Source organism: Colwellia demingiae (assembly GCF_007954275.1).
Lineage (GTDB): Bacteria > Pseudomonadota > Gammaproteobacteria > Enterobacterales > Alteromonadaceae > Colwellia > Colwellia demingiae.
Window position 1 is genome coordinate 51,796 of the sequence record NZ_VOLT01000006.1, and the last position, 22,733, is coordinate 74,528.

Sequence of the window (22,733 nt, forward strand, 5' to 3'; positions counted from 1 at the left end):
GCTGAACAGCGCTAGAGTTGAGTCACATTTATCTCTTGAGAGATAATAACCGTTTCACCCGCTGGTAAAGCTTGCCAGCTAGTATTTGCCGCTTCTAAACAAACATAGTTTTGCTCACCTTGAGGGTGGATATCTGCCATAGTGTTTGCTAGTTCAGTACCGGGATTCCATAACACCCATTGCTGACAATTACTGCTTACGATGTCAATTCTACGCTGCCAATGATTATCGATAACAGTCATTTTGTCACTACAATGATATTCACGATCAATTTCACCAACACAACTTACAGATTCTTGCTGAATGCTTGAACTGCCCGTTAATTTGTCATTATAACGAACTCCCGTTAATGCATCGATACTGACGTTGCTTGGGTTGCTGACAGTAAAGTAGCTATGTAAGGCGACAGAGTATTGTGCATCTTCTTGAGAGAGGTTACTCATTTCGAGTGTTTGTTTAAGGCTACGACCAAAAAATAAGGTTTGCGTTAGTCTATAAGCATTAGGCCAGAGCGGGTGCTGGTTCTTGCCGGTTAATACTAACACTAAGGTAACACCATTTTCATCCGCCTCAATGCTTGCTAACTGCCAAGGTAGCTGACGAGCAAAACCATGGTTGACCGCTTTGAATTCTGTGTCTGGATTCTTAGCAATATATTGGCTTTGTTTATCATTAGGACCAAACCAAGGCCAGCACAAAGGGATACCACCTCTAATCGCTTTTCCCATTTGATAGCTAGCATTGTTACTTAACCATAAGACATCTTTCTGATCAGCAGGTTTAAAGCTTAATACCTGACCACCGTATAAACTTACCTTTGCTTGGCAATAGGCATGAGAAATATTGAGTCCCTCAAAACATTCTTCACCACTGTCTTGGTTTAGTGTGATTGAAGTAACTTGAGAAAAATCGTTATCTAGTAGTATTTTTGTCATGGAATAAACTAATATGGTTAGGTTATGAAAATATAAATTTTATACCAAAATCACCTGAAGAGGCAGATTTCAGCTGGAATTATAAATGCTTTTAGGCAAGGCATTGATTGAAGAGAATAGTTATTCTATTGTCGAAATCAATAACGCAGCATAAAGCGTTTATAAGCCAGCCCTGCGGGGACGTCTGAGGAACTCATGCGTCCTGAAACACACATCTTTAGGTAGCTTGGGCATATATCAACGAGTGCAAATTTTATAAGCAGCTAAATTCTATAAAAAGAAGAGGCTGTTTGATAGCATAAAATGTTACCTCGCTCCTTTTACTTAATACCAAGTCGTATAAAAATATTCACCTTTATCACTACCAGTTCTTACCTATCGACAAGAAGAATGAATATTCTCCGCTAGTCGCAAAGCCCATGCCTAATACTGCAGGTCCAAAACTGGTATCTGTGCCAAGGTAAATACTGCCTGAACTGATTAAATCATTATACTTAATCCTGTCTTCAACCCCCCAAACATTACCGGCTTCTACACTTGTGCCTAAATAAATAGGTAAACCTGAACCACCAGGTATTTCACGACCTAAATCATATTGATAGACAACTGCAGCAAAGACTTTATGTACACCAATTAGCGCATCTTCTTGGTAACCTGAAAGGTTTAGAAAGCCACCTAATTCAGTTACATGGACACTAAAGTCGCTTTCATTATCGATAGTCGCAAAGGAGGCGATTCCAACAAAAGTATGACCCCTAATTCCTATAGCGCCACGCCAATCAAGGGTATAGGTAATCGCCTTATCTTTTTCTATATCACTTAATTGAGGAGAATATTCATCTTTTAACCACTTCACTTCAATTAATAATTTATTACCATCAGTGGGGAAATTAATACTATCAAGCGTATCGTAACCAAAGGTTATAAAACTACCGTAACTGTCATAATCAAAGTCATCGGTACCTGGTTTATCAAGAGAAAGATCACCTGTCTCAGCAATGAGTCCTAACTCAATGATTCCCTTAAAGGAATAATCATAGCCCAATGCTACCGTCCCTTGATAATACTCATTTCTGAGCTCTTCACGAAAATTTGTTTTCTCCCATTTATCTTGGGCAAAAGAGACTCTTGCTCTACTATATATATCATGACTGTGATTAAGCGGTTGATAGAACTCACTCGCCAGTAAACTTTCCCAACCCAGTTCAAGCTCATTTAACCAACGTCCGCCATTCATCGAAACATTTGTCATCAAATAAGACATATTGATTGACGTAATAGATTGGTCAGAAAAATCTGTTTTTAAGTTAAAACCAAAATCAAAATAATTGGGTCCCCAAGACTTAGCTTGAGTAGTTAAAGTGATAATTCGTCCTTCTGGCGAATCATCAAATTCAACCGTGACTTGCTCAAATTTATCTAACGCATAGACCCTATTTATAGCTAAATCCAATGCTTCTTTAGTGAGTTTTCTTCCTAACTCAACCGCAAAAACTTTCTCAATTATGTCGTTCTCTACTTTGGAATTATTGTTAATTTTAATCTTTGTTATATGTCTGGGTAAAGCATCAAACCACTTTTTTGCCTTCATCTTTTTTTGATTTTTATAGGCTTGATAATCAACATCATTGATTGCTAGTTTCATCAACGCTTGTGAGTGTGACTGCGCTTCCTGCTCACCTAACTTCAAGGCTTCTGGCATAACAGACCAGTCAGTAGTACTTAACTTATCAATAGCGGGGCGCAACAAAATATCTCTATCAGTAAGTAATGCCTTTTGCGCCAAACTAGTATTGTTAGTGAGAATTGTAGATAACTGATTGAGCACTGATACCGTACTGGTTAGCTCACTTTGTTCAGCGAGCGGCGAACCTATATCAATAGCAATAACAATATCGGCGCCCATTGCTTTGATTACATCAATGGGCATGTTATTGGTAATGCCGCCATCTACTAGCGTTTTACCATCAATTTCTACGGCTGCTACAATTCCGGGTACCGCTGCTGAGGCTTTCATAGCTTCATTAACGCTACCGGAGTCAAGCACGACCATTTTCGCTGTGGCGATGTCAGAAGCAACAGCGCGATAAGGGATTGCTAAATCATCAAAACTATCAAAAGAGCTAACAGTATCCGTTGAACGTTGCAGAATTTGGTAAGCACTTTGACCTAACAACAACCCATGTGGAACTTTAAACTCTCCATCGCTATAACCTAATCGTATTGATAAGTTATACCTATCTCTATGCTGTTTTTTATCATAAGCCAATGATTCTCTCGGTATAAAGTCAGAATAACTTTCATCCCAAGGCATGCCTAGCATAATGGCTTCAATTTCACTCACTTCATAACCTAACGCGTACATTCCACCAACATAGGCACCAATACTAGTTCCTACCACATAATCGATGGGAATATTATGCTGTTCGAGTACTTTAAGTACACCAATATGAGCTGAGCCTTTAGCACCGCCACCACTTAACACCAGACCAATTTTGTCTCTAGCATGGGCCGAAAAAGCCAAAGTAGTCAGTTGAAGTATTAAAAATAAAATAATAATGAAACGCATGATAGTTGCTTATAAAAGAGTTAGTTAGTGTGAGATTACTCCAATCATAGAGAATGGAGGTTAAAATACAAGTTTATTCTCTTGATGCCATGTCCTGATTGCCAAGCGCTATGTGATCAGTGGGTTATTTCAATCATTGAGTCGATTAAAATAGAAAATCCTGTATTTTAAATAGTACTTAAAATACAGGATTAATTTAATAGTACATAAACGTACAATAAATTAGTACGATTGCTATAACTTCTCAAAAATTATTTAGTGTACGCTCGTGGCATATCCGTTTCGGCGGTATAACGCTCGCGTAATGCATCTTGACGTGATTTTAATGACATTGCTTGACCGTTAATCCACATAGCATCAACTTTGCTGCTTATTTCAAAGGGGTCACTACTCCATAAAACTAAATCAGCATTTTTACCAACCGCGATACGACCAGAGTTTAAGTTAAAACTATCAGCAACGTTAGCTGTAATTGCCGCCAAAGCGGTAGTTTCAGCGACACCATTGGCAACCGCGACACCCGCATCAAAACGTAATTGATTGATATTATAGCTTTCACCACTATTACTGATAATCACCTTTACACCAGCATCAGTCAGTTTAGCAACGTTAGTAAGTGAATTATGCAACGAGTCAAAACTGCTAGGTAAGTTATCAATAGCACTCATCATCACAACAACATTGGCTTTAGCTATTTCATCGCTAACTAATACCGCATCACTTGCGCCAGCGAGTACCAAATTAAGATTAAACTTCTGTTTCAGTTTAAGTAAAGCTAAGATATCAGTCGCCCTATCAGCATAAGCAATTAAAGGCTTATCTCCCGATAATAGCTCATTTAGAACCAACTCTGATCGTGATGGCTCTTTGGCCTCTTTCTCTTCGTCCTCTTCTTTAACTTTTTTACGACTAGCTTTAGCTTTTTCTGCTTTAGCTAATGCTTTTTGCGCATCTTCAAGCTCATTGATTAACGTTTGAAGCTTTGTTGCGCGAGAGCCTTTAGCCGAAGCACCCAGCGAAACAATCACTGCATTTTGCGGCATGATCACACTATCAAAATCACCTGATAAATTAACAACGAAACTTTGGCCCGTAATAACATCTTCACCACCATAGGGCATAACTAAACTACTCGTAATACCACCCTTTCGAGCATAAGCGATTAAAGTAGACTTAGGGTTAAATGCTAAACTGGCATCAAAAGTAATATCAGCTTTTTTATCCGAGCTATCGCGAGTATCGGAAACTGCCCCCACTTCAACTAAACCAAGTAAATTATGCGTTGCAATAAAACCTGGGGTTAGAATGCGTCCCTTAGCATCGATAATAGTGTCCGCGCTAAGCGATTCAGGCACTTCATCGTTACTATATACAGCGGTAATTTTTCCTTCATCAATCAAAACCGTTGCTTGGGATAAAACACCTTTTTTAGCTACGGTATAAACAGTAGCATTGGTAATTGCGATTGATTCAGCCTGAACAACACTAGTTGTTACCTTAAGAGCGCCAAGCAAAACATAGCGCAATGAAGTGAGTAATTGAGTATTTTTCATTGTGATTCCTATTTTTTGTTTGCTGGCTTAGTCGCCGCATTAGTTGTTGAATTATTTTCTAATTGAGTAACAGCTTTGCTAACGTGATTATCTAACTGTTGACCAAGTAAAAAGTCACTTAAAGCTTGGTATTTTTCATCAAAACGATCATAAACTTTAGCACCATCAATAAACACTTGTTCAGCTTGAGCATAAACACTAAACGGGTTCATATTCCAAACGACAACATCAGCATTCTTACCAGCTTCTAGACTACCTACTTCATCGTTAATACCTAAAGATTTAGCTGCATTAGCAGTGATCCACTTTATGGCATCTTCTTCTTTTAAGGCAAAACCATTTTCATTAGCGCGGTGCATCACTTTCGCTGCTTCTTGATTTAAACGTTGAATAGTTGTCGCTGAATCAGAATGAACTACGGCACAAGAATTTTTAACGGCATCAACAATGGCAACATTTTCTTCAACCATGTCAAAAGCTTCCATTTTAAATCCCCACCAATCTGGCCACATAGCAGCACAATTACCATTAGCAGCTAATAAATCTGCGATTTTGTAACCTTCAATTGCATGATGAAAGGTACCTGAGTGATAATTAAATTCATTACCAAGGTCAATCATTACCGCCATTTCTTCCGCTTTGTAACAATGGTTATGAATTAAAATTTCCCCCTCTAAAACGCCCATTAAGGTATCAAGTGCTAAATCACGTTTGGGCGCATCAGGGTTTTTCCCTGCACTGTAGTCACTGTCATATTTATCCCAATCACGTTTGTATTCTGTAGCGGCAAGCCAAGCACTTCGGTAACCAGCAACATTACCCATACGGGTTGAGGGTAAAATTTTTCTACGACCATAAACACGTTTGGGATTTTCACCACAAGCCATTTTCAATCCATAAGGCGCACCGGAAAACTTCATTCCTTGCATAGTCTCACTCGGTACGTTGCGTAACGTAACACCGCGACCGCCAAATAGGTTAGCTGAACCAGGTAAAATCTGTAAACTCGTTATACCGCCAGCACGAGCTGCTTGAAAAGCGGGGTCTTGTGGCCAAACACTATGTTCAGCCCAGACTTCCGACGTATTAGGAGACGTCATCTCATTACCATCAGAGTGTGACTCTACTTCTGGGTTAGGATAAACGCCTAAATGTGAATGAACATCAATAATACCTGGCGTTATCCATTTGCCTTTCATATCAATAACAGTGGCTTGCTCTGCCGATAAATCAGTACCTACTTGGGTAACCTTGCCATTAACTAACAAAATATCCCCATTATTGATACGTTCACCTGTACCCGTTAAAATTGTGGCATTTGTGAATAAAGTACTTTCAGCAGGTAACGCTTGATAGGTGCTCGGGTAAGGATTTTTATTGATGACAACTTTCGCATCTTGTTTTTCATTGGGTAAACAAGCCGTTAAGCCCAACGACAACATGGTGGTGGTGAGTAAAGTAAACGTAGCTTTTTTACTCATAAATTGACTAATAAGCTGACTGATAGTTTTTTGAATGGACTTATTGTTTGAATCTGAGGTAACTAAATTACGCGGTAATGACGTTTTAAGCATTGTTATTCCTGTAACGAAAAATAATGCTTAACACCATAAATTTATTTTGATAAAACAACAAGGTAATGACGATAAGTAGTCACTTATCTACGTTTATTTACAACATTATCATTTGAAAGTCACTGTTAAGCAGCTACAACCTTATTTCTTCCACTATTTTTAGCTTGATAGAGAGATTTGTCCGCATGGGCGACAAACGTTTCAGCATTGGTAAAATATTCACTTTGCCACTGACTTACCCCAATACTGACCGTTACAGATATTTGTTTGTTAGCAATATTTATTTCAAGTTTAGCTATTTTTTGACGTAAACGTTCAGCAAATTTTTGTGCATTGACCAACTGAGTATTTGGCATAATAATCACAAACTCTTCTCCGCCAATACGGGCAACAACATCACTACTACGGACTGCTTCAACACAAGTTTGATAGAACATTACCAAGACCTCATCTCCGACACCATGACCATAGCGGTCATTGACACTTTTGAAGTGATCGATATCTAACAGCATAATAGATAGTGGGCTGCCATGACTATTAACATGAGCTATTTCTTGATCAAGCACCTCGTTAAAATGGTGACGATTAACCGCACCTGTTAAGGCATCAGTCAACGCTAGTTGTTGAAAATGATCCTGCTGAGACTTTCGATATTTAATCTCTTTTTGCTGCTGACTAACCGTAGCTTTATAAACATCACCTTGAAGTAATTTACGGCGAAGCTTTTCAAAAGCTAATTGCATAGAGCCAATTTCATCTTTGCTATCAATATGATTAAAGTGAATGTTATTCTGTCCTTCAGACATATCATTTAATGCGTAGGTGAGCTTTCTTACTGGGCTAATAATGCTGTAGTTAAGCACTAACGCAAAGAATATAGCCGCCAACAAAAATATCAACATGGCAAGAATGATCAAATAACCTTCTTTTTTCAACTGCTGACTTTCAATGTATATTTGTTCATCAAATTCGCTGATAAGCCTTTCAACCACACTATTTAAATTATCGACTTTTGTTGACATCACCTTGAACCATCTTGCGGCTCTGACACTTTTATCGTTAAACTGCATTGTTTCTAGATAAAAAGATTCTAAATATTGACGCTGAGCAATAGCATCACAATAGCTTCCACAAATCGCTTTTTGAGCTGCGTTAGCTGAATTTTCAAATATGCGTAAGGTATTTAATTGTTTACCTACCAATAAACTAACACCGACATTTTCATAAATATTTTCTTGATGACTTTCATCCATTTTCATACCAATAGCACGGATTTGCCCCATAAATTCCTTATAACGTAATATGGCATTAATGGCTGAAATATCATTGGCGTGACTTGAGCCTATTTCTATATGAACTAAATGGTCCGATACCGATAAAAGCTGCCCAATTAATTGAGTATAAGCATGATACGTTTCTTCAAAACTTACGATCTTCTGGTCTAAATGCATTCGGTGACGCGACAAATTCGCTACTACTTCTTGAAAATTAGTCATATAGCGACGGACACTTATTTTCACTTCTTGGTTGGCGGACTGATCGAGTAACCATAAAAAATATTGGATTTTAGCATCTGTATTTTTTCGGCGTTGTCTTAGTTGTTCAGCAAAACGTCTATAGTTTGAACTGGTGTAACCGGTAGACAAACCTCGCTCGGCTTGCAATGAGTGACTAATACCATTCACTTGTTCAATAACAGCATTAAGACCTAATACCTTAGAGATATTGTCATAGCGTTGATAATTGTCTTGAAGAATAAATGAACACAGTAACAGCACTGTCGCAACAGGGAGCAGTGTTGTGATTAGAACGCGATGGCTTAAAATAAGGCAGTGAGACAATTTTACTGAAAAAAATCTTAACCAGGGATGTTTAGCCTTTTTATCTTTTTGATAACGACTAAACTCTTGAAAGCAGTGTATGGCGGGTACATAGTCTAGATCTTCTTCTAAAATGTGCTTTATTAACCATTGTTGTAAAAATAAGATAATTTTATCTTTTACTGCCTCAGATTCTGTAACCTTGGCAAACCACTGTTCTTTTAACTGTGGTATTTTCTTAATAAATGCTTGGTGACTCAATTTATGGGCATCAAGCTCCTTATAATCGATTTTAGTTAAAAAGGCCTCTTCTCGAGCAAAGTGTGATTGACAATAACCTTCAAGTCTTTCAAAAATAACATCAATATCGTCCTGTCCAAGTTTTTCATTTTTGGCAGACATCAATTGCGCTAAAATGGCAATGAGCTTTTTATGGTCGTTATCTAGGCTATCAATGCCGACACTCATTCCCTCGTCCCAAACTAGCTCTGCCATAAAATCTTAAACTTCCCTTTAATTACACTTCACTTTAGTGAAACATTAGCTTGTATATTTATCATCCGATTAGGACGGGTAGATTATAGAAAAAAGCAATGTTATACCAATGTAAAAAGAGCTATTTTGACCTTATATTTTTAACAAATATAGACAGGATCAAAGTTTTAATTTTTTTATAGCGAAATGCTAATAAGGCAACCGTTAACACCATGTAGAATAATGGTGAAATAATCTCTGATTTAACCGACCAATAAAAGTGTACTGACACTAAAATGGCAATAAAATAACTGTAATTATGCAAACTTTGCCATGATTTACCCATTTTCCGTTTAATTCGATCAAGGGAAGTAATAGCAAGCGCTGTTAATAAAACAAAAGCAATCATCCCAATAGTAATGTATGGCCGTTTAACAACTTCGTTAAAAAATAAAGACCAAGCAAGCTGTAAATCAAAAACCAAAAAGTTAAGTAAATGCATGAACGCATAACTGAAAGTATATAAACCGAGTAAACGTCTTACCTGTAATAAATAGCCCTGTTTAAATCTTTTGGCAATAGGTGATACAGTCAAGGTTACTAATAACAAGTTAAAAGCACCAATACCGGTAAAATGAATGACTTCCTGCACGGGATCAGCGCCAAGCTGATCATTAAAAGCAAGATAGTATAGGTTAAGTAATGGTAAGAAAGCCGCCAAATGAATAACGACTTTTAATAGCAAAACTTTATGCGATGTAGTGAAAACCATATAACAACAAAGTCCTAATAATACTTACTTAAATTCATATTTTTATACATATGCGCTACCTGTTCACCATAGCCATTAAAAGGTAAGGTCTCAATACGGTTTCGAGCAAACAAGCCGCCAGAGGTTATCCGCCTTTCGCTGGCTTGACTCCATCTTGGATGATCATGCGCTGGGTTTACATTGGCATAAAAACCATATTCGTTAGCTGCGAGTTTATTCCACGTTGTTTGAGGTTTTTCACGTACCAACTTAATTGACACAATCGATTTAATACTCTTAAAACCGTACTTCCAAGGCACAACTAAGCGAATTGGCGCACCATTTTGTGGAGGTAAAGTTTTACCATATAAACCGACACTCATTAAAGTCAGTGGATTCATCGCTTCGTCGATACGTAGTCCTTCCACATAAGGGTAAGCAATACCGCCACCTAGGCGTCTATCACTTTGACCTGGCATTTGCTCAGGATCATGGAGTGTTTCAAAAAGCACGTATTTAGCCGATGAGTTTGGCGCGACTTTTTTTAATAAGTCAGCTAAAGAAAAACCAATCCAAGGGACCACCATAGACCAAGCTTCAACACAACGAAGTCGGTAAATGCGTTCTTCTAGGGCAAATAGTGTCGTTAAATCATCATAATCTAACGTAATGGGGTTATCGCATTCACCTGAAATAGTTAGCTGCCAAGGATTCACTTTAAAATTTTGAGATAATTCAGCGGGTTGATTTTTTTTAGCGCCAAATTCATAAAAATTATTGTGGCTAATAACTTTTTGTTCCGGAGTTTTAATTAAAGAAAGGTTATCTTTATCCGAAGTAAACTTTAATGGCGTTGTTTTAAAACTGCCTGAATCAGCATCTTTACTATCAAAAAAACCAGCACTGGCTGTTTTAGATATTGCTGAGCCTAATAAAGCACCAGCACCGAGAAACCCCATACTTTTAATAAGTTTACGGCGTTGTATATAGACTGATTCATCAGTAATGTCGGATGTTTTTAGAGCGGATTTAGATGGGGTTTTTATCAACATAAAAGGTCCTACTAGTTTTCTAAACAGGTGATTAACCTAATAGACACATTTTTATGATAAATAATTTCAATAATAACTTTATAATTAGCCAGAGAGATCAACACTCACTAACATTTTAATCAAATATTAGTGAGTATAAAAATAATTAGGGTTAGGCAGCCTTAGTTAACCCTTGCAAGTGGCTAACTACATCACTTGACTCATATAACCATTGAACTTGGCCATCTTCTTTTTCAATACGTAAACAAGGTACTTTACGTTTACCGCCTTCACGAATAAGCTCTTCACTGTAGTCATTTTTACCATTAATATTACGCAGCTCAATTTGCAAACCTTCACGCTTCATAGTACGTCGAACCTTCACACAAAATGGGCATGATGGTAATTGATACAAACTTAGTGTGCGCGTTTTATCGTCAATTTTGGCTTGCTCGTCTGCGGCACGCTTTGGCGATCGTGGTGAAAAAGTAAGGTTTAGTAATAAAATTAATTGACCTATTGGCCAACGGATAGCTTTCATCAACATAATAAATAACAACTCTTGTAAATCAAATAAATCTAAAAAAAGCTAACATATTGTTTATGCTAGCCATTGTAATAGGGTTAGTTTTATTGGTGTGCTCGACACCTAATTTTGCAGCATTCTAACACATTCAACGAACATTTATCCGCCCGTTGTTAACCAAGGAAAACTCTTTATACCCGCTCCACTTGAAAATGCTCATTTCAGGAAATCTGAGGGAATCATAATCAAGGCACATTTTTTATGAAGGGTTATTCAGGAGAATATGCTCCTGCATTCTCTAAAAAGCTACATCCATGTAGCGCCCTTAAAAACAAATGTAACGACGAATATGGTTTACTCAGGTTTCCCCGAAGGGCTGGTTTATAAACGCTTTATGCCACGTTATTGATTTCGACAATAGAATAACTATTCTCTTCAATCAATGCCTTGCCAAAAGGCGCTTCTAATTCCAGCTGAATCATGCATCTTCAAGTGGAACGGGTATAGATAAAGTGCTGTCCTCAATTCCCTCTACCACATCAAATCATCTGGAATTTGATAATAAGCGTACGGATCATTTTCATCGGTTTCTTCAGCGTCAACTTTATCGTTCTGAACAAGTATGATATTTTTATCAAGCTCGGCTACTTTTTCTGCCGTTTCACTGGTGACAAGATAGGTCGTTTCATTCAAACCACACAGTGCCAAACGACCATTTACTAACGCTTTATGCGTTTTGCTATCTAACGCTAATTTTTTAACTTTATTATCGAAAGTGTAATTATATTCACTTTCCCCTCTCACACCTGTTAGTTGGTGATGCTCAAGAATTTGCTTGATACGTAATTGTTGTTCTTTATTAGCAATCTCAATATTTTTTGCATCATTAAGCGCTGTATCCTTAGCAAGCTTATCAGCTTTTGATAGCGCTAAATCTTGCTTTACTTGCTCTTGCAGGCTAGCACCATGCTCAACACCGCTGCGTTGCTGTTTATTTTTCTTACGTTTATCAGAATTAGCCTGACGCGTTTTTTGTTTAGTGGTTAATCCTGCTTTGAGCAATTGATCTTGAAGGGAGGCCATCGGTAATCCTTACGGCTTTAGTACGATATGAACACAGTATCAGTACAATAGGTGAATCAAAAATTGCCACTATTCTACCTATATTTAAGTTGAAGTGCGAATCTACAATAGCAATAGTTAACGTAAGGACAATTCATCCTCATGATTAATACGGGTACGCTACTCTTACCGCTAAAGTTAATCTTTTACTTACTTATAGCTGTCGTTCTTTTAAAGTACGAAAACCATGGCACAAGGACTTTACAATAGGTTAAGCCATTTCAAACATGCTTTCCTTAAAGCTAATAGTTCAATGAATTCAAGGGCTAATAAATTACTTATATTTACCTGACTTTCAATTATTAATTAAATGCGTTAATGTAGCTTTGCTCAATTATAAATATTTTAAAATAGTTATAATTTCATAATACAGAAATAGGAAAGAAGTATGTCTCAAGCAAGTGCACGCCACCTTTTAGTGGATACAGAAGAAAAATGTTTAGCCTTAAAAGCAGAAATTGAAGCAGGTAAAGACTTTGCTGAAGTGGCTAAAGAACATTCGAACTGCCCATCAAATGCCCAAGGTGGTGATTTAGGTAGCTTTGGCCCAGGTCAAATGGTTCCTGAATTTGATAAAGTTGTTTTTTCAGCTCCTTTAAATACAGTACAAGGCCCTGTACAAACTCAGTTTGGTTACCACTTATTAGAAGTTACTGCACGTAGCTAAATCTAGTTAGCTAAAGAGTTAAATAGGTAACTATTTAATCAAGGTATTTTAGGTGTCGTGATTAAATAAAGAAAATAAAAAAGCCGCAACAAGTTGCGGCTTTTTTGACTCTGTTTATCAGGAATAAGTGATTAACTAAATGTTGCCTGCATAATCCAGAAGAAGACAATAGATAAACCAGCACCAACAGGTAAGGTTATAACCCAAGAAACAACAATGTTACGTACAACACCTAAATTAATAGCTGCGATACCACGTGCCATACCTACACCTAACACAGCACCAACAAGAGTCTGTGTGGTTGAGATAGGTAATCCAGCACCTGAAGCAATAACAACAGTACTGGCAGCGGCTAATTCAGCAGCGAAACCACGACTTGGCGTTAAATGTGTAATACCTTGGCCAATAGTTGCAATAACTTTATGACCAAACAAGGCAAGACCGGCAACAATACCAAAACCACATAGTGGTAATATCCACCAAGCAATTGCGGATTTAGCAGCAATCTCTCCATCTTGTTCAACAATACTAACCACGGCAGCTAATGGACCAATAGCATTGGCAACATCATTTGAACCATGAGCAAATGCCATTGCACACGCAGTAACAATCATCAATATTGCGAATACTTTTTCAACATTAACGTAGTGTGCTTCTTTAGCAAGGTTTTCATCAAACTTTAAGCGGCTAATAAAGAATTTACCAATAATAGCAACGATAACTGCAACAATAGTTGCCAAATAGAAACCGCCAGCGCCTTTGATTTCAAAGTTAACAAAGCCTAAATCGACGTTTTCTAGGCCGATGTGCTTAAGACCTTTTTTGATAGTAACCAGTGATAATACAAAACCAGCAAGGAACATATAAGCAGGAACCCAACGCTTAGCTTGTTGCAGTGGTTTATCCGTATCAAAAATAAGCTTTTGCGCACTGTTAAAGATAATAAAGGCGATAATCCCTGATATTAGTGGTGTGATAATCCAGCTACCAACGATGCCAACTACCTTGCCCCATTCAACTGCATCAGCACTAACACCTACCGCAGCAAAACCAACAATGGCACCAACAATTGAGTGTGTAGTCGATACCGGCCAACCTAATGCAGAAGCAATAAGTAACCAAGTAGCAGCAGCAAATAATGCTGAAATCATGCCGTAAACTAGTAGTTCTGGGCTATCGATAAAGTAACTAGCATCAATAATGCCTTTACGAATAGTTGACGTTACTTCACCACCGGCAAGATAAGCGCCGGCAAATTCAAACACCATAGCAATAATAATGGCTTGTTTAATCGTTAATGCTTTTGAGCCAACAGAGGTTCCCATTGCATTCGCTACATCATTGGCACCAATGCCCCATGCCATGAAGAAGCCAACAACAGCGGCAAGAATTACAAAAGTGCCGCCTGAGTTAAGTATAATTTCCATCAGATAAACCCTATTTTCTAGCGAGAAGAATTTCTAAACGTGCACCTACACATTCAGCAAGGTCGGCTAAATCACCAACCCAATCAATAATTTGATATAAGAACATTACATCAACTGGATTCAAATCCTTTTCAATCGCTAATAAGTTTTTACGCAAAATAACTTGCAAGTCATCTGTATCATCTTCGATAGCATCTAACTGGCTGATCATTTTTTCTACCAATACCACTTCACGTCCACGAAAGCCTGTTTCTAATAAGTCATCTAATTCATTAATCGCTTCAGCTGCTTTTTCGGTAGCATCAATGCAACGCGCTAGATAAATAGAGAATTCCGCTTGTAAGGTAACAGGTATTTCAAGTTTTCGTCCAAGAACACGACCAGCGATGTCTTTTGCTTTGTTCGCTATTTTGTCTTGTTGAGAAACTAGTTCAAGTAAGTCAGCTCTATCAACTGGCATAAATAAGCCACCCGGAAGTTCTAGACGTAATTGACGTTTTAAGGCGTCAGCATCTTGCTCTAATTTTGAGAGTTTACGACGAACTTTAGCCGCATCACTCCAGTCTTGTGCAGTACATGCTTCAAAAAATGGGATTAGTTGTTTACTACATTTAACAACTATTTGAATATGTTTTACTAACGGTTTTATCGGTGATTTTGCAAATACACCTAAGATTGAATTTTTAGCCATAATTGTGTTTCCAGTCAGTCTAACTCTCGTCATTGCTATTCGCCGCGGATAGTACCCCATTTAACTTCTAATGTTAAATGCTAATATCAGCTTAAACGCATGCCTTTATTAAGTAAGCGCAATAGTGTAATTTATTTTTTGCTAAACACTAGTATAGTGCATAGTTAATTAATTGAATTTATTATAATTTTAATTACTCACATTACATGCAAGTGAGTTATAACTTTTTCATATCTTCTGCTGTGGTATGACGTACAACCTTACCTTTAACAAAGTAAATAATGTATTCACAGATGTTTTGACAACGGTCACCAATACGTTCGAGTGCACGTGCTGACCAAATAACCGTCATAACTTGCGGAATTGAACGTGGGTCTTCCATCATATAGGTCATCAATTGACGCATAAGCGCTTCATATTCACGGTTTATTTTGTCATCCATTTGGTGAATTTTAATCGCAGTTTCACAATCCATTCGAGTGAAAGCATCAAGACTAGCCTGTAAAAATTCGAGTACTCGTCGACCTAGATTATCGAGATTAACCAGTAAATCTTGCTGTGATGAAGAAAAGCTTTCTAAGGCTACTTTAGCAATTTTCTCTGCCTCATCACCTATTCTCTCCAAGTCAGCAATCGTTTTTACAACGGCCATGATCAAGCGTAAGTCGCCTGCTGCTGGTTGGCGCTTAGCAATAATACGCGTACATTCATCATCAATACTGACTTCATAAGCATTAACTTGATAGTCGTTAGTTAAGACTTGTTTTGCCAAAGCGACATCTGATTGCTCAACAGAAGCAAGTGCATCTGTTAATTGTTTCTCAACTAAACCGCCCATTTGCATAACATTATTGATGACGCGTTCTAAATCTTCATTGAACTGGCCAGAAATATGACGACCAATTTGTAAATTATCCATGGGATGTCCTTTAATAGGTATATGCTTTGATATTATTTAATTAATAGCTATTTACTCATTACGGTTAACCGTAACGGCCAGTAATATAATCTTCAGTTTTCTTTTTAAGCGGCGTGGTGAACAAAGTATTGGTATCACTGTACTCTATTAAATCACCCATATACATAAATGCTGTTTGATCTGATACACGTGCCGCTTGTTGCATATTATGCGTAACAATTACCACGGTAAATTGCTTTTTAAGATCATTGATTAACTCTTCAATGGTCAAGGTTGAAATAGGATCAAGTGCAGAAGTCGGTTCATCAAGCAATAAAACCTCAGGTTGAATAGCAATAGCACGAGCAATAACTAAACGTTGTTGCTGACCACCCGATAGACCTAAGGCACTCTCGTGCAGCCTGTCTTTTACTTCATTCCAAAGCGCCGCACTACGTAAGGATTGCTCAGCAGCCTCATCAAGCCTTCTTCGGTTGTTTTCGCCCATAATACGTAAACCATAAACAACATTTTCATAAATGGTTTTAGGAAAAGGATTTGGTCGTTGAAATACCATGCCGACTTTACGTCTTAGCTCTGCAACATCAACATGTTTATCATAGATGTTACTGCCATGAAGGTTTATCTCGCCACTTATATGGCAATTATCAACTAAATCATTCATACGGTTAATAGAGCGTAATAACGTTGATTTACCACAACCACTTGGTCCAATGAATGCTGTTACCTGCCCCTTAGGAATAGACATAGTAATATTATTTAGCGCTTGTTTTTTACCATAAAATAAATTTAATTTATTAATATCCAAGGCAACTTGTTCTGGGGTTAAATTAGTTAAATCTAACTTTTTTTCAATTGTTGTATCTGAGCCAGTCGCTAACGCTTTTGGGCTAATAGAAATCATAATAGGTGTTTCTCTAATTACTTTTCATTAATCGTTATTTACTAATTGATCGTTATGAATTTAAAATTATTAATCATTATTTATTAATGAATACTTACTAATTTTAAATTACTAAGTGTAATGAGTAACTTCAAGTTACTCATTACTAATTGCTATATGAGCAAACTAATGCTCTAACATCTTATATCTTTCACGTAATTTATTACGGATTGAAACGGCGGTCATATTCAAAGCAACAATAATGCTTACCAAGAGTAAAGCTGTTGCATAAACCAGAGGTCTTGCCGCTTCAACATTTGGACTTTGGAAACCGACATCATAAATATGAAAGCCTAAATGCATGAACTTTCTATCTAAATGTAAGAAGGGGAAATTGCCATCCAAAGGTAAATTAGGCGCCATTTTAACCACACCTACCAACATTAATGGAGCTACTTCGCCTGCAGCTCTGGCAATTGCTAAAATAATACCCGTCATAATAGCTGGGCTAGCAATAGGTAAAATGATTCGCCACAACGTTTCGGCCTTGGTTGCACCTAACGCTAGTGAACCATGGCGCATCGCCGAAGGAATGCGTGATAAGCCTTCTTCTGTTGAAACAATAACTACCGGTAAAGTTAATATTGCCAGTGTTAACGCTGACCATAAAACACCTGGTGTACCAAAGGTAGGACTGGGTAAATTTTCAGAATAAAACAATTGGTCGAGTGAACCACCAACCATATAGACAAAAAAGCCTAAACCAAAGACCCCATAAACAATAGATGGCACGCCAGCTAAATTGATAACAGCAATACGTAACAACTTGGTAAAAGCATTTTTACCTGCATATTCATGTAAATAAATAGCTGCGATGACACCAAAGGGTGACACGATGACCGTCATTAATAACACCATAAGCACGGTACCAAAAATAGCTGGAAATACACCACCCTCTGTATTAGCTTCACGAGGGTCTTCTATTAGAAAGGATGCTATGTGACTAAAGAATAAACCTGTTTTCTCGATAATATTCAGTTGATTATTAAAAGTAACTTTCAGGATATATTCAAAGTTTATCGTTACTAACTGACCATCCATAGCACGCATAACAATATGATCACGCGATATCTCTTCTCGATATCCCATCAATTCCTGTTCCAATAATGCGTACTCTTGATTTAGTGTCGCTATTTCGCTGTCAATTTGTGCTTGTAACTCAGGTGTTAGCTTATCTTGTAATTGATATTTACGCGTTTTTAAGCGCAAACGCTCTAACTGATAGTTGATAGCGCCGATGTCTGACTTTTGCAAATCATCAATCTGCTCTTGAAAATTATCAACACGCGTTAATAATTCAGACAACTTATTTTTATCTACTTCTTTTCCATCAACAACAACGCTTTCAATAAAACCGTAAAAATTACCATTAGTACGACGTTCAACAACGACTAAGTCTTTTGGTGTTTGCGTCTTTTGAATGTTATGACTTAACAACCAACGAAAATCTAAACTAACCAGCTCTCGGTTACCTGTTTTAATTAACAGACGTTCTAATATTTCTTGCTCTGGATCAAGCGCCAAATTTAAATGTGCTAATTGGCTTACTGGGATTTGCTCTCTATCGTAGATTTCACCAATAACAACACTTTTAGCGCCATGTTGATCGGTAAGTTCAAATTGATATAGCTCACTTGGCCAGAAATATGACAAGCCGCGTGATGCGATAAGCCAAAGCAGACCTAACACTGAAATTAAACTGATACTTACGCCACCCGCAGAAAGCCATATCCAAGGTGAACCTGATTTAAACCACTTATTCATAAATAACTCTTAATTAGTAAGTAACTATTATCTTGTCGCTAGATAGCCCAATTTATGTATCAAAAGTACTCATTGATAGTCATCAACTCCGTGCTTTTTCTTTTAAATTGAGCAATCTAGCTTAAAGCTGAATAGCTACTTTTTCTTAAAATTGTTTGATGTATCTGAAACTTAAAATATTATCTACTACATTGAGCTGTATTTTTCTCGTAATCGTTGACGGACAAACTCTGCTGCTGTATTGAAAATAAAGGTGAAGATAAAGAGCACAAAGGCAGCCAGGAATAAGATTCGATAATGGGAACTTCCCACTTCAGATTCTGGCATTTCTACGGCAATATTTGCTGCGAGCGTTCTCATACCCTGGAAGATACTCCAATCTAAAATAGGGGTATTACCCGTTGCCATCAATACAATCATAGTTTCACCTACCGCGCGACCAAGCCCCATCATAACCGCAGAGAATATACCGGGACTTGCCGTAAGCAACACCACTTTAACAAGTGTTTGCCACTGCGTTGCCCCCAATGCTAATGAACCGCTAGTTAGGTGGCCTGGAACACTGAATATTGCATCTTCAGCCATCGAAAATATGGTAGGAATAACAGCAAAACCCATCGCAATGCCAACAACTAAAGCATTACGTTGATCAAAGTTGATACCAAGGTCGTTCGTTAGGTATTGACGCATATCCCCATTAAAAAAGGCTAATTCAAGTACACCTGATAAAGAGAATGCCGCATAAATTGCTAATATCATCACAGGTATCAGTAATAGTGGCGCTAACGTTTCTGGCAGTTTATCTTTCCAATTATTTGGTAGGTTATGCCATGCAAATGCAGTTATTAGTGTCGATAGAGGTAGGAAGATAAAAAGTAGAAATATTGCCGGTAAATATTCTTCCATTAACGGTGCTAACCATAAACCCGCTAAGAAACCTAAAATGACGGTAGGTAATGCTTCCATCATTTCAATGGTAGGTTTAACTTTTTTACGCATTCCCGGTGTCATAAAATAGGCAGTATATATTGCAGCAGTTAAGGCGACAGGTACTGCGAATAACATCGCATATAGAGCCGCTTTAATGGTACCAAAAGAAATAGGTACTAGAGAAAACTTACCTTCAAAATCATCAGAGCCTGATGTTGATTGCCAGATATAGTCTGGCTCAGGGTAGCCTTCATACCAAACTTCCTGCCATAGCGCTTGCCAAGTAACTTCTGGATGTTCATTATGAACACTAAATGCTTGTAAGCTTTTATTAGAAGCATCAAGAGGATCATTACCAATAATAATCAAGCCATTAGCCCGAGGCGCTATCGCAAACGCTTCTGGTTGAGCTGAGGAAAGCTTTCCTTGCCAAAGATGTGCCGAGCTGGTGGTATAAAAAACATTGACCATACCGTTATTGGTCATGGTGTAAAAACTCTTTCTATATTGCTCAGTATAAATAGCGGTTATCGCGTTTGATGCTTGGCTGTTTTTATCATTTGCATCAAAGGTTCTAATTTCTTTAAACTGACGACCTGATTCTGTTGAGACTTCAAACCACTGACTAACTCGACCACTACTATCACCAAGCAAAACAGAACTACTTCCTGAAAGCAGTGCCATAGAGGTGAGGTAAGTATCGCTATTATCTAGGGTCGGTGTAATTGTTGCTTTAAGGCTGACTTCTTCGTCATCGTTTAGTGAATACACATATACCGTTGAAGCGCTTCGGATAAAGGCTAAACTTAAATCGGGTGTTACTTTTATTTCATCAATGACATCATCAGTCAGCTCAATTTGTTGAAAAATAGTTTCGTATTCAACATCATCTCCATCACTAGAAGAACTGAAATCATCTTCAGCAATAAAGCTCGTTTTTATTAAACGTTTATCTTCAGTAAAAGCAACAAAAACAATTCTTTCATCATCCATTGCAAAGGCTAATTGAGAAAGCGGTGTTTGTTGTTCATCAATTATTAATGAACTTTGACCGAGGGGATAATTTACTTGAGGGATTATTTCACGGGTATCATTAGCATATTTAGCATAAAAACTTGGCTGAATTAGTAATGTTTTACCCTTGGTGGTATGAAGTAATTTATTCGCTGAAAAAGAGTTAACTACATTAACCACTTTTTCTTGATTGAAGTCTTCATTTGAAAGTAAAGACATAGAAAGCGCATTATCACCAACAGTAAACTGGTTGTCTGCTTCAGGTGCGCTGGCTTTTAAATGATAGAAATCAATGTTACCAGTTTCTGTAATTTCATAAGCCACTTCTTGTAACTCATCAACGCCAGTACTTAACACTTTTTCATTAGTTGTTAAGTCAAGACTAATACTAACCTTCGGCTCAATTTGTGCAGAGTCAAAAATAGGCTTTACGACGTAAAGTAAATACAAAAAAATCAGCACCAGGGTAAACAAAACGCTAATACCACCGAGGGTAATCAACCATTTTGCCAATGAATTTTTAACCCCACGGCTTCGATTCGAACTAATAAGACTTGCCACTTAATTAACCTTATTATCAACAAGCTAAAAATAGCTCATTGAATATAGAGAATATGATAAAAATAACTGAGCGAAGTATAAGTCAGTTATGTGACAATTTTATTACAGCAGAAAATCGGTTAGAAAATAAATTTTAGGGGAATAAAAAAGCAGCTCTAAATGAGAGCTGCTTGTTGAATATTCTTATTACCTAGTCTTGCGACTAAGAATTAACGGGGAGTTATTTGTTTAGCTCATTAATCATTAAATTGATTAATGGTTAAACTCAATTTCAACATAAGTAATAAGAATAAATTTTACAGAACAAGACGTTTAATTGAGTAATAGCTGGCTATTACTATCAAAAGCAACGATGTCGTGGAATGTTTAGAGCCTTTAATTCAAGAATTTAATATACCAAGGCATCGCTTTGTCTATACCCTGCTGAATCTTAAACTCAGGCTCAAAGCCAATTAAAGATTTTGCTTTAGAAATATCAGCCTGTGAATGTCTAACATCCCCTGCTCTAAAATCTTGATACGTAGGCGACTTTTGATAATCAACACCATTTGCTTGTAAGGCAACTTTCAAACTATTAAATAAGGTGTTTAAACTAGTTCTATCACCGAGGGCAACATTATACACTTGGTTTTTACCGGCATCATTTGCTGTTGCGGCTAAAATATTAGCTTGTACGGCATTTTCAACAAAACAGAAATCACGGCTGGTTTCACCATCACCGTTAATAAGTAATTCCTCGTTAGCAATCATCGCAGCTGTCCACTTAGGGATTACTGCAGCATAAGCGCCATCTGGGTCTTGTCTTTTACCAAAAACATTAAAGTAGCGTAAACCGGTGCAATTCAAACCATAGGTTTTATGAAACACATCGGCATAAAGCTCATTTACATATTTAGTGACTGCATAAGGAGATAACGGCTTACCGATAGCATCTTCGACTTTAGGCAATGCTGGGTGGTCACCATAGGTAGAACTTGATGCAGCGTAAACAAAGCTTTTAACTTGTGTTTCTTTAGCTGCCGTTAGCATAGTCAAAAAACCGGTAATATTTGCTGAGTTTGTTAATAAGGGATCAGCAATTGATCTTGGCACTGAGCCTAGCGCTGCTTGGTGGAGGATGTAGTCGACACCATTTTCGTAATGGCTTAATGCGGTTTGACAATCTTCCAATTGGCGAATGTCACCTTTAACAAAATAAAAGTTTTGCCATTGCTCTGCCGAAACCTGTGTTTGAACTTCATCAAAGTTGTGCTGATGACCCGTAGCGAAGTTATCTAAACCCACGACTTTCTGATTTAATAAAAGCAGTGTTTCTAAAAGATTTGAACCGATAAAGCCAGCACAACCTGTAATAAGCCAAGTCTTAGGTGAATTGAGTAGCTCTTGTTTAATCTTTTGAAATTGAGTCATTTTATTAAATAGTCCTTTCTTTAAAAAGACACCCTTAGCTGAATATTCAGCT

At 37.5% G+C, this 22,733-nt stretch carries 17 protein-coding genes; 1 reads left to right on the plus strand and 16 read right to left on the minus strand.

The window, feature by feature from the left end; translation table 11 throughout:
• Window positions 1-11: 11 nt before the first annotated feature.
• The 9 genes from ESZ36_RS12830 to ESZ36_RS12875 form a co-directional block, all read right to left on the minus strand.
• Window positions 12-935 (minus strand): D-hexose-6-phosphate mutarotase, encoded by a 924-nt coding sequence (locus ESZ36_RS12830; RefSeq protein ID WP_146788598.1) that lies wholly within the window; start codon window positions 933-935, stop codon window positions 12-14.
• Window positions 936-1,296: 361 nt separating this feature from the next.
• Window positions 1,297-3,504, minus strand: coding sequence for a patatin-like phospholipase family protein (locus tag ESZ36_RS12835; RefSeq protein WP_146788601.1), 2,208 nt, complete (start codon window positions 3,502-3,504; stop codon window positions 1,297-1,299).
• A gap of 251 nt (window positions 3,505-3,755) precedes the next feature.
• A complete protein-coding gene (locus tag ESZ36_RS12840; RefSeq protein ID WP_146788604.1) occupies window positions 3,756-5,057 on the minus strand; it encodes an amidohydrolase family protein in 1,302 nt (433 codons plus the stop codon).
• Window positions 5,058-5,065: 8 nt separating this feature from the next.
• A complete protein-coding gene (locus ESZ36_RS12845) occupies window positions 5,066-6,499 on the minus strand; it encodes an amidohydrolase (protein WP_246129104.1) in 1,434 nt (477 codons plus the stop codon).
• Between the two features lie 257 nt (window positions 6,500-6,756).
• Window positions 6,757-8,946: a bacteriohemerythrin gene (locus ESZ36_RS12850; protein WP_146788609.1), complete on the minus strand. Its 2,190-nt coding sequence runs from the start codon at window positions 8,944-8,946 to the stop codon at window positions 6,757-6,759.
• Between the two features lie 121 nt (window positions 8,947-9,067).
• On the minus strand, window positions 9,068-9,697 hold the full coding sequence (gene msrQ, locus ESZ36_RS12855; RefSeq protein ID WP_146788612.1) for a protein-methionine-sulfoxide reductase heme-binding subunit MsrQ: 630 nt from the start codon (window positions 9,695-9,697) through the stop codon (window positions 9,068-9,070).
• Between the two features lie 14 nt (window positions 9,698-9,711).
• Entirely contained in the window at window positions 9,712-10,728 is a 1,017-nt protein-coding gene (gene msrP, locus ESZ36_RS12860) for a protein-methionine-sulfoxide reductase catalytic subunit MsrP (protein WP_146788615.1), read from the minus strand.
• A 151-nt stretch (window positions 10,729-10,879) separates the two neighbouring features.
• Complete coding sequence (locus ESZ36_RS12865) at window positions 10,880-11,248, minus strand: glutaredoxin family protein (RefSeq protein WP_146788996.1); 369 nt, start codon at window positions 11,246-11,248, stop codon at window positions 10,880-10,882.
• Between the two features lie 516 nt (window positions 11,249-11,764).
• The gene (locus tag ESZ36_RS12875) at window positions 11,765-12,316 is read right to left on the minus strand and encodes a DUF2058 domain-containing protein (protein ID WP_146788617.1); all 552 of its coding nucleotides are present in this window, start codon (window positions 12,314-12,316) and stop codon (window positions 11,765-11,767) included.
• A gap of 427 nt (window positions 12,317-12,743) precedes the next feature.
• Here ESZ36_RS12875 and ESZ36_RS12880 point away from each other — a divergent pair, with 427 nt between their 5' ends.
• Entirely contained in the window at window positions 12,744-13,022 is a 279-nt protein-coding gene (locus tag ESZ36_RS12880) for a peptidylprolyl isomerase (protein ID WP_146788620.1), read from the plus strand.
• 131 nt (window positions 13,023-13,153) lie between these two features.
• Here ESZ36_RS12880 and ESZ36_RS12885 read toward each other — a convergent pair whose 3' ends face one another.
• The 7 genes from ESZ36_RS12885 to ESZ36_RS12915 all read right to left on the minus strand — a co-directional run bounded on the left by ESZ36_RS12885 (window position 13,154) and on the right by ESZ36_RS12915 (window position 22,681).
• On the minus strand, window positions 13,154-14,449 hold the full coding sequence (locus tag ESZ36_RS12885) for an inorganic phosphate transporter (RefSeq protein WP_146788623.1): 1,296 nt from the start codon (window positions 14,447-14,449) through the stop codon (window positions 13,154-13,156).
• Between the two features lie 10 nt (window positions 14,450-14,459).
• Window positions 14,460-15,140, minus strand: coding sequence for a TIGR00153 family protein (locus ESZ36_RS12890; RefSeq protein ID WP_146788626.1), 681 nt, complete (start codon window positions 15,138-15,140; stop codon window positions 14,460-14,462).
• 217 nt (window positions 15,141-15,357) lie between these two features.
• Window positions 15,358-16,059, minus strand: coding sequence for a phosphate signaling complex protein PhoU (gene phoU, locus ESZ36_RS12895; RefSeq protein ID WP_146788629.1), 702 nt, complete (start codon window positions 16,057-16,059; stop codon window positions 15,358-15,360).
• Window positions 16,060-16,123: 64 nt separating this feature from the next.
• Window positions 16,124-16,963, minus strand: coding sequence for a phosphate ABC transporter ATP-binding protein PstB (gene pstB, locus ESZ36_RS12900; RefSeq protein ID WP_146788632.1), 840 nt, complete (start codon window positions 16,961-16,963; stop codon window positions 16,124-16,126).
• A 165-nt stretch (window positions 16,964-17,128) separates the two neighbouring features.
• Window positions 17,129-18,766 carry a phosphate ABC transporter permease PstA gene (gene pstA, locus ESZ36_RS12905; RefSeq protein ID WP_146788635.1) on the minus strand — a complete coding sequence of 546 codons (1,638 nt, stop codon included), beginning with the start codon at window positions 18,764-18,766 and terminating at the stop codon, window positions 17,129-17,131.
• 186 nt (window positions 18,767-18,952) lie between these two features.
• On the minus strand, window positions 18,953-21,271 hold the full coding sequence (locus ESZ36_RS12910; protein ID WP_146788638.1) for an ABC transporter permease subunit: 2,319 nt from the start codon (window positions 21,269-21,271) through the stop codon (window positions 18,953-18,955).
• 375 nt (window positions 21,272-21,646) lie between these two features.
• On the minus strand, window positions 21,647-22,681 hold the full coding sequence (locus ESZ36_RS12915) for an NAD-dependent epimerase/dehydratase family protein (RefSeq protein WP_146788641.1): 1,035 nt from the start codon (window positions 22,679-22,681) through the stop codon (window positions 21,647-21,649).
• Window positions 22,682-22,733 lie beyond the last annotated feature (52 nt).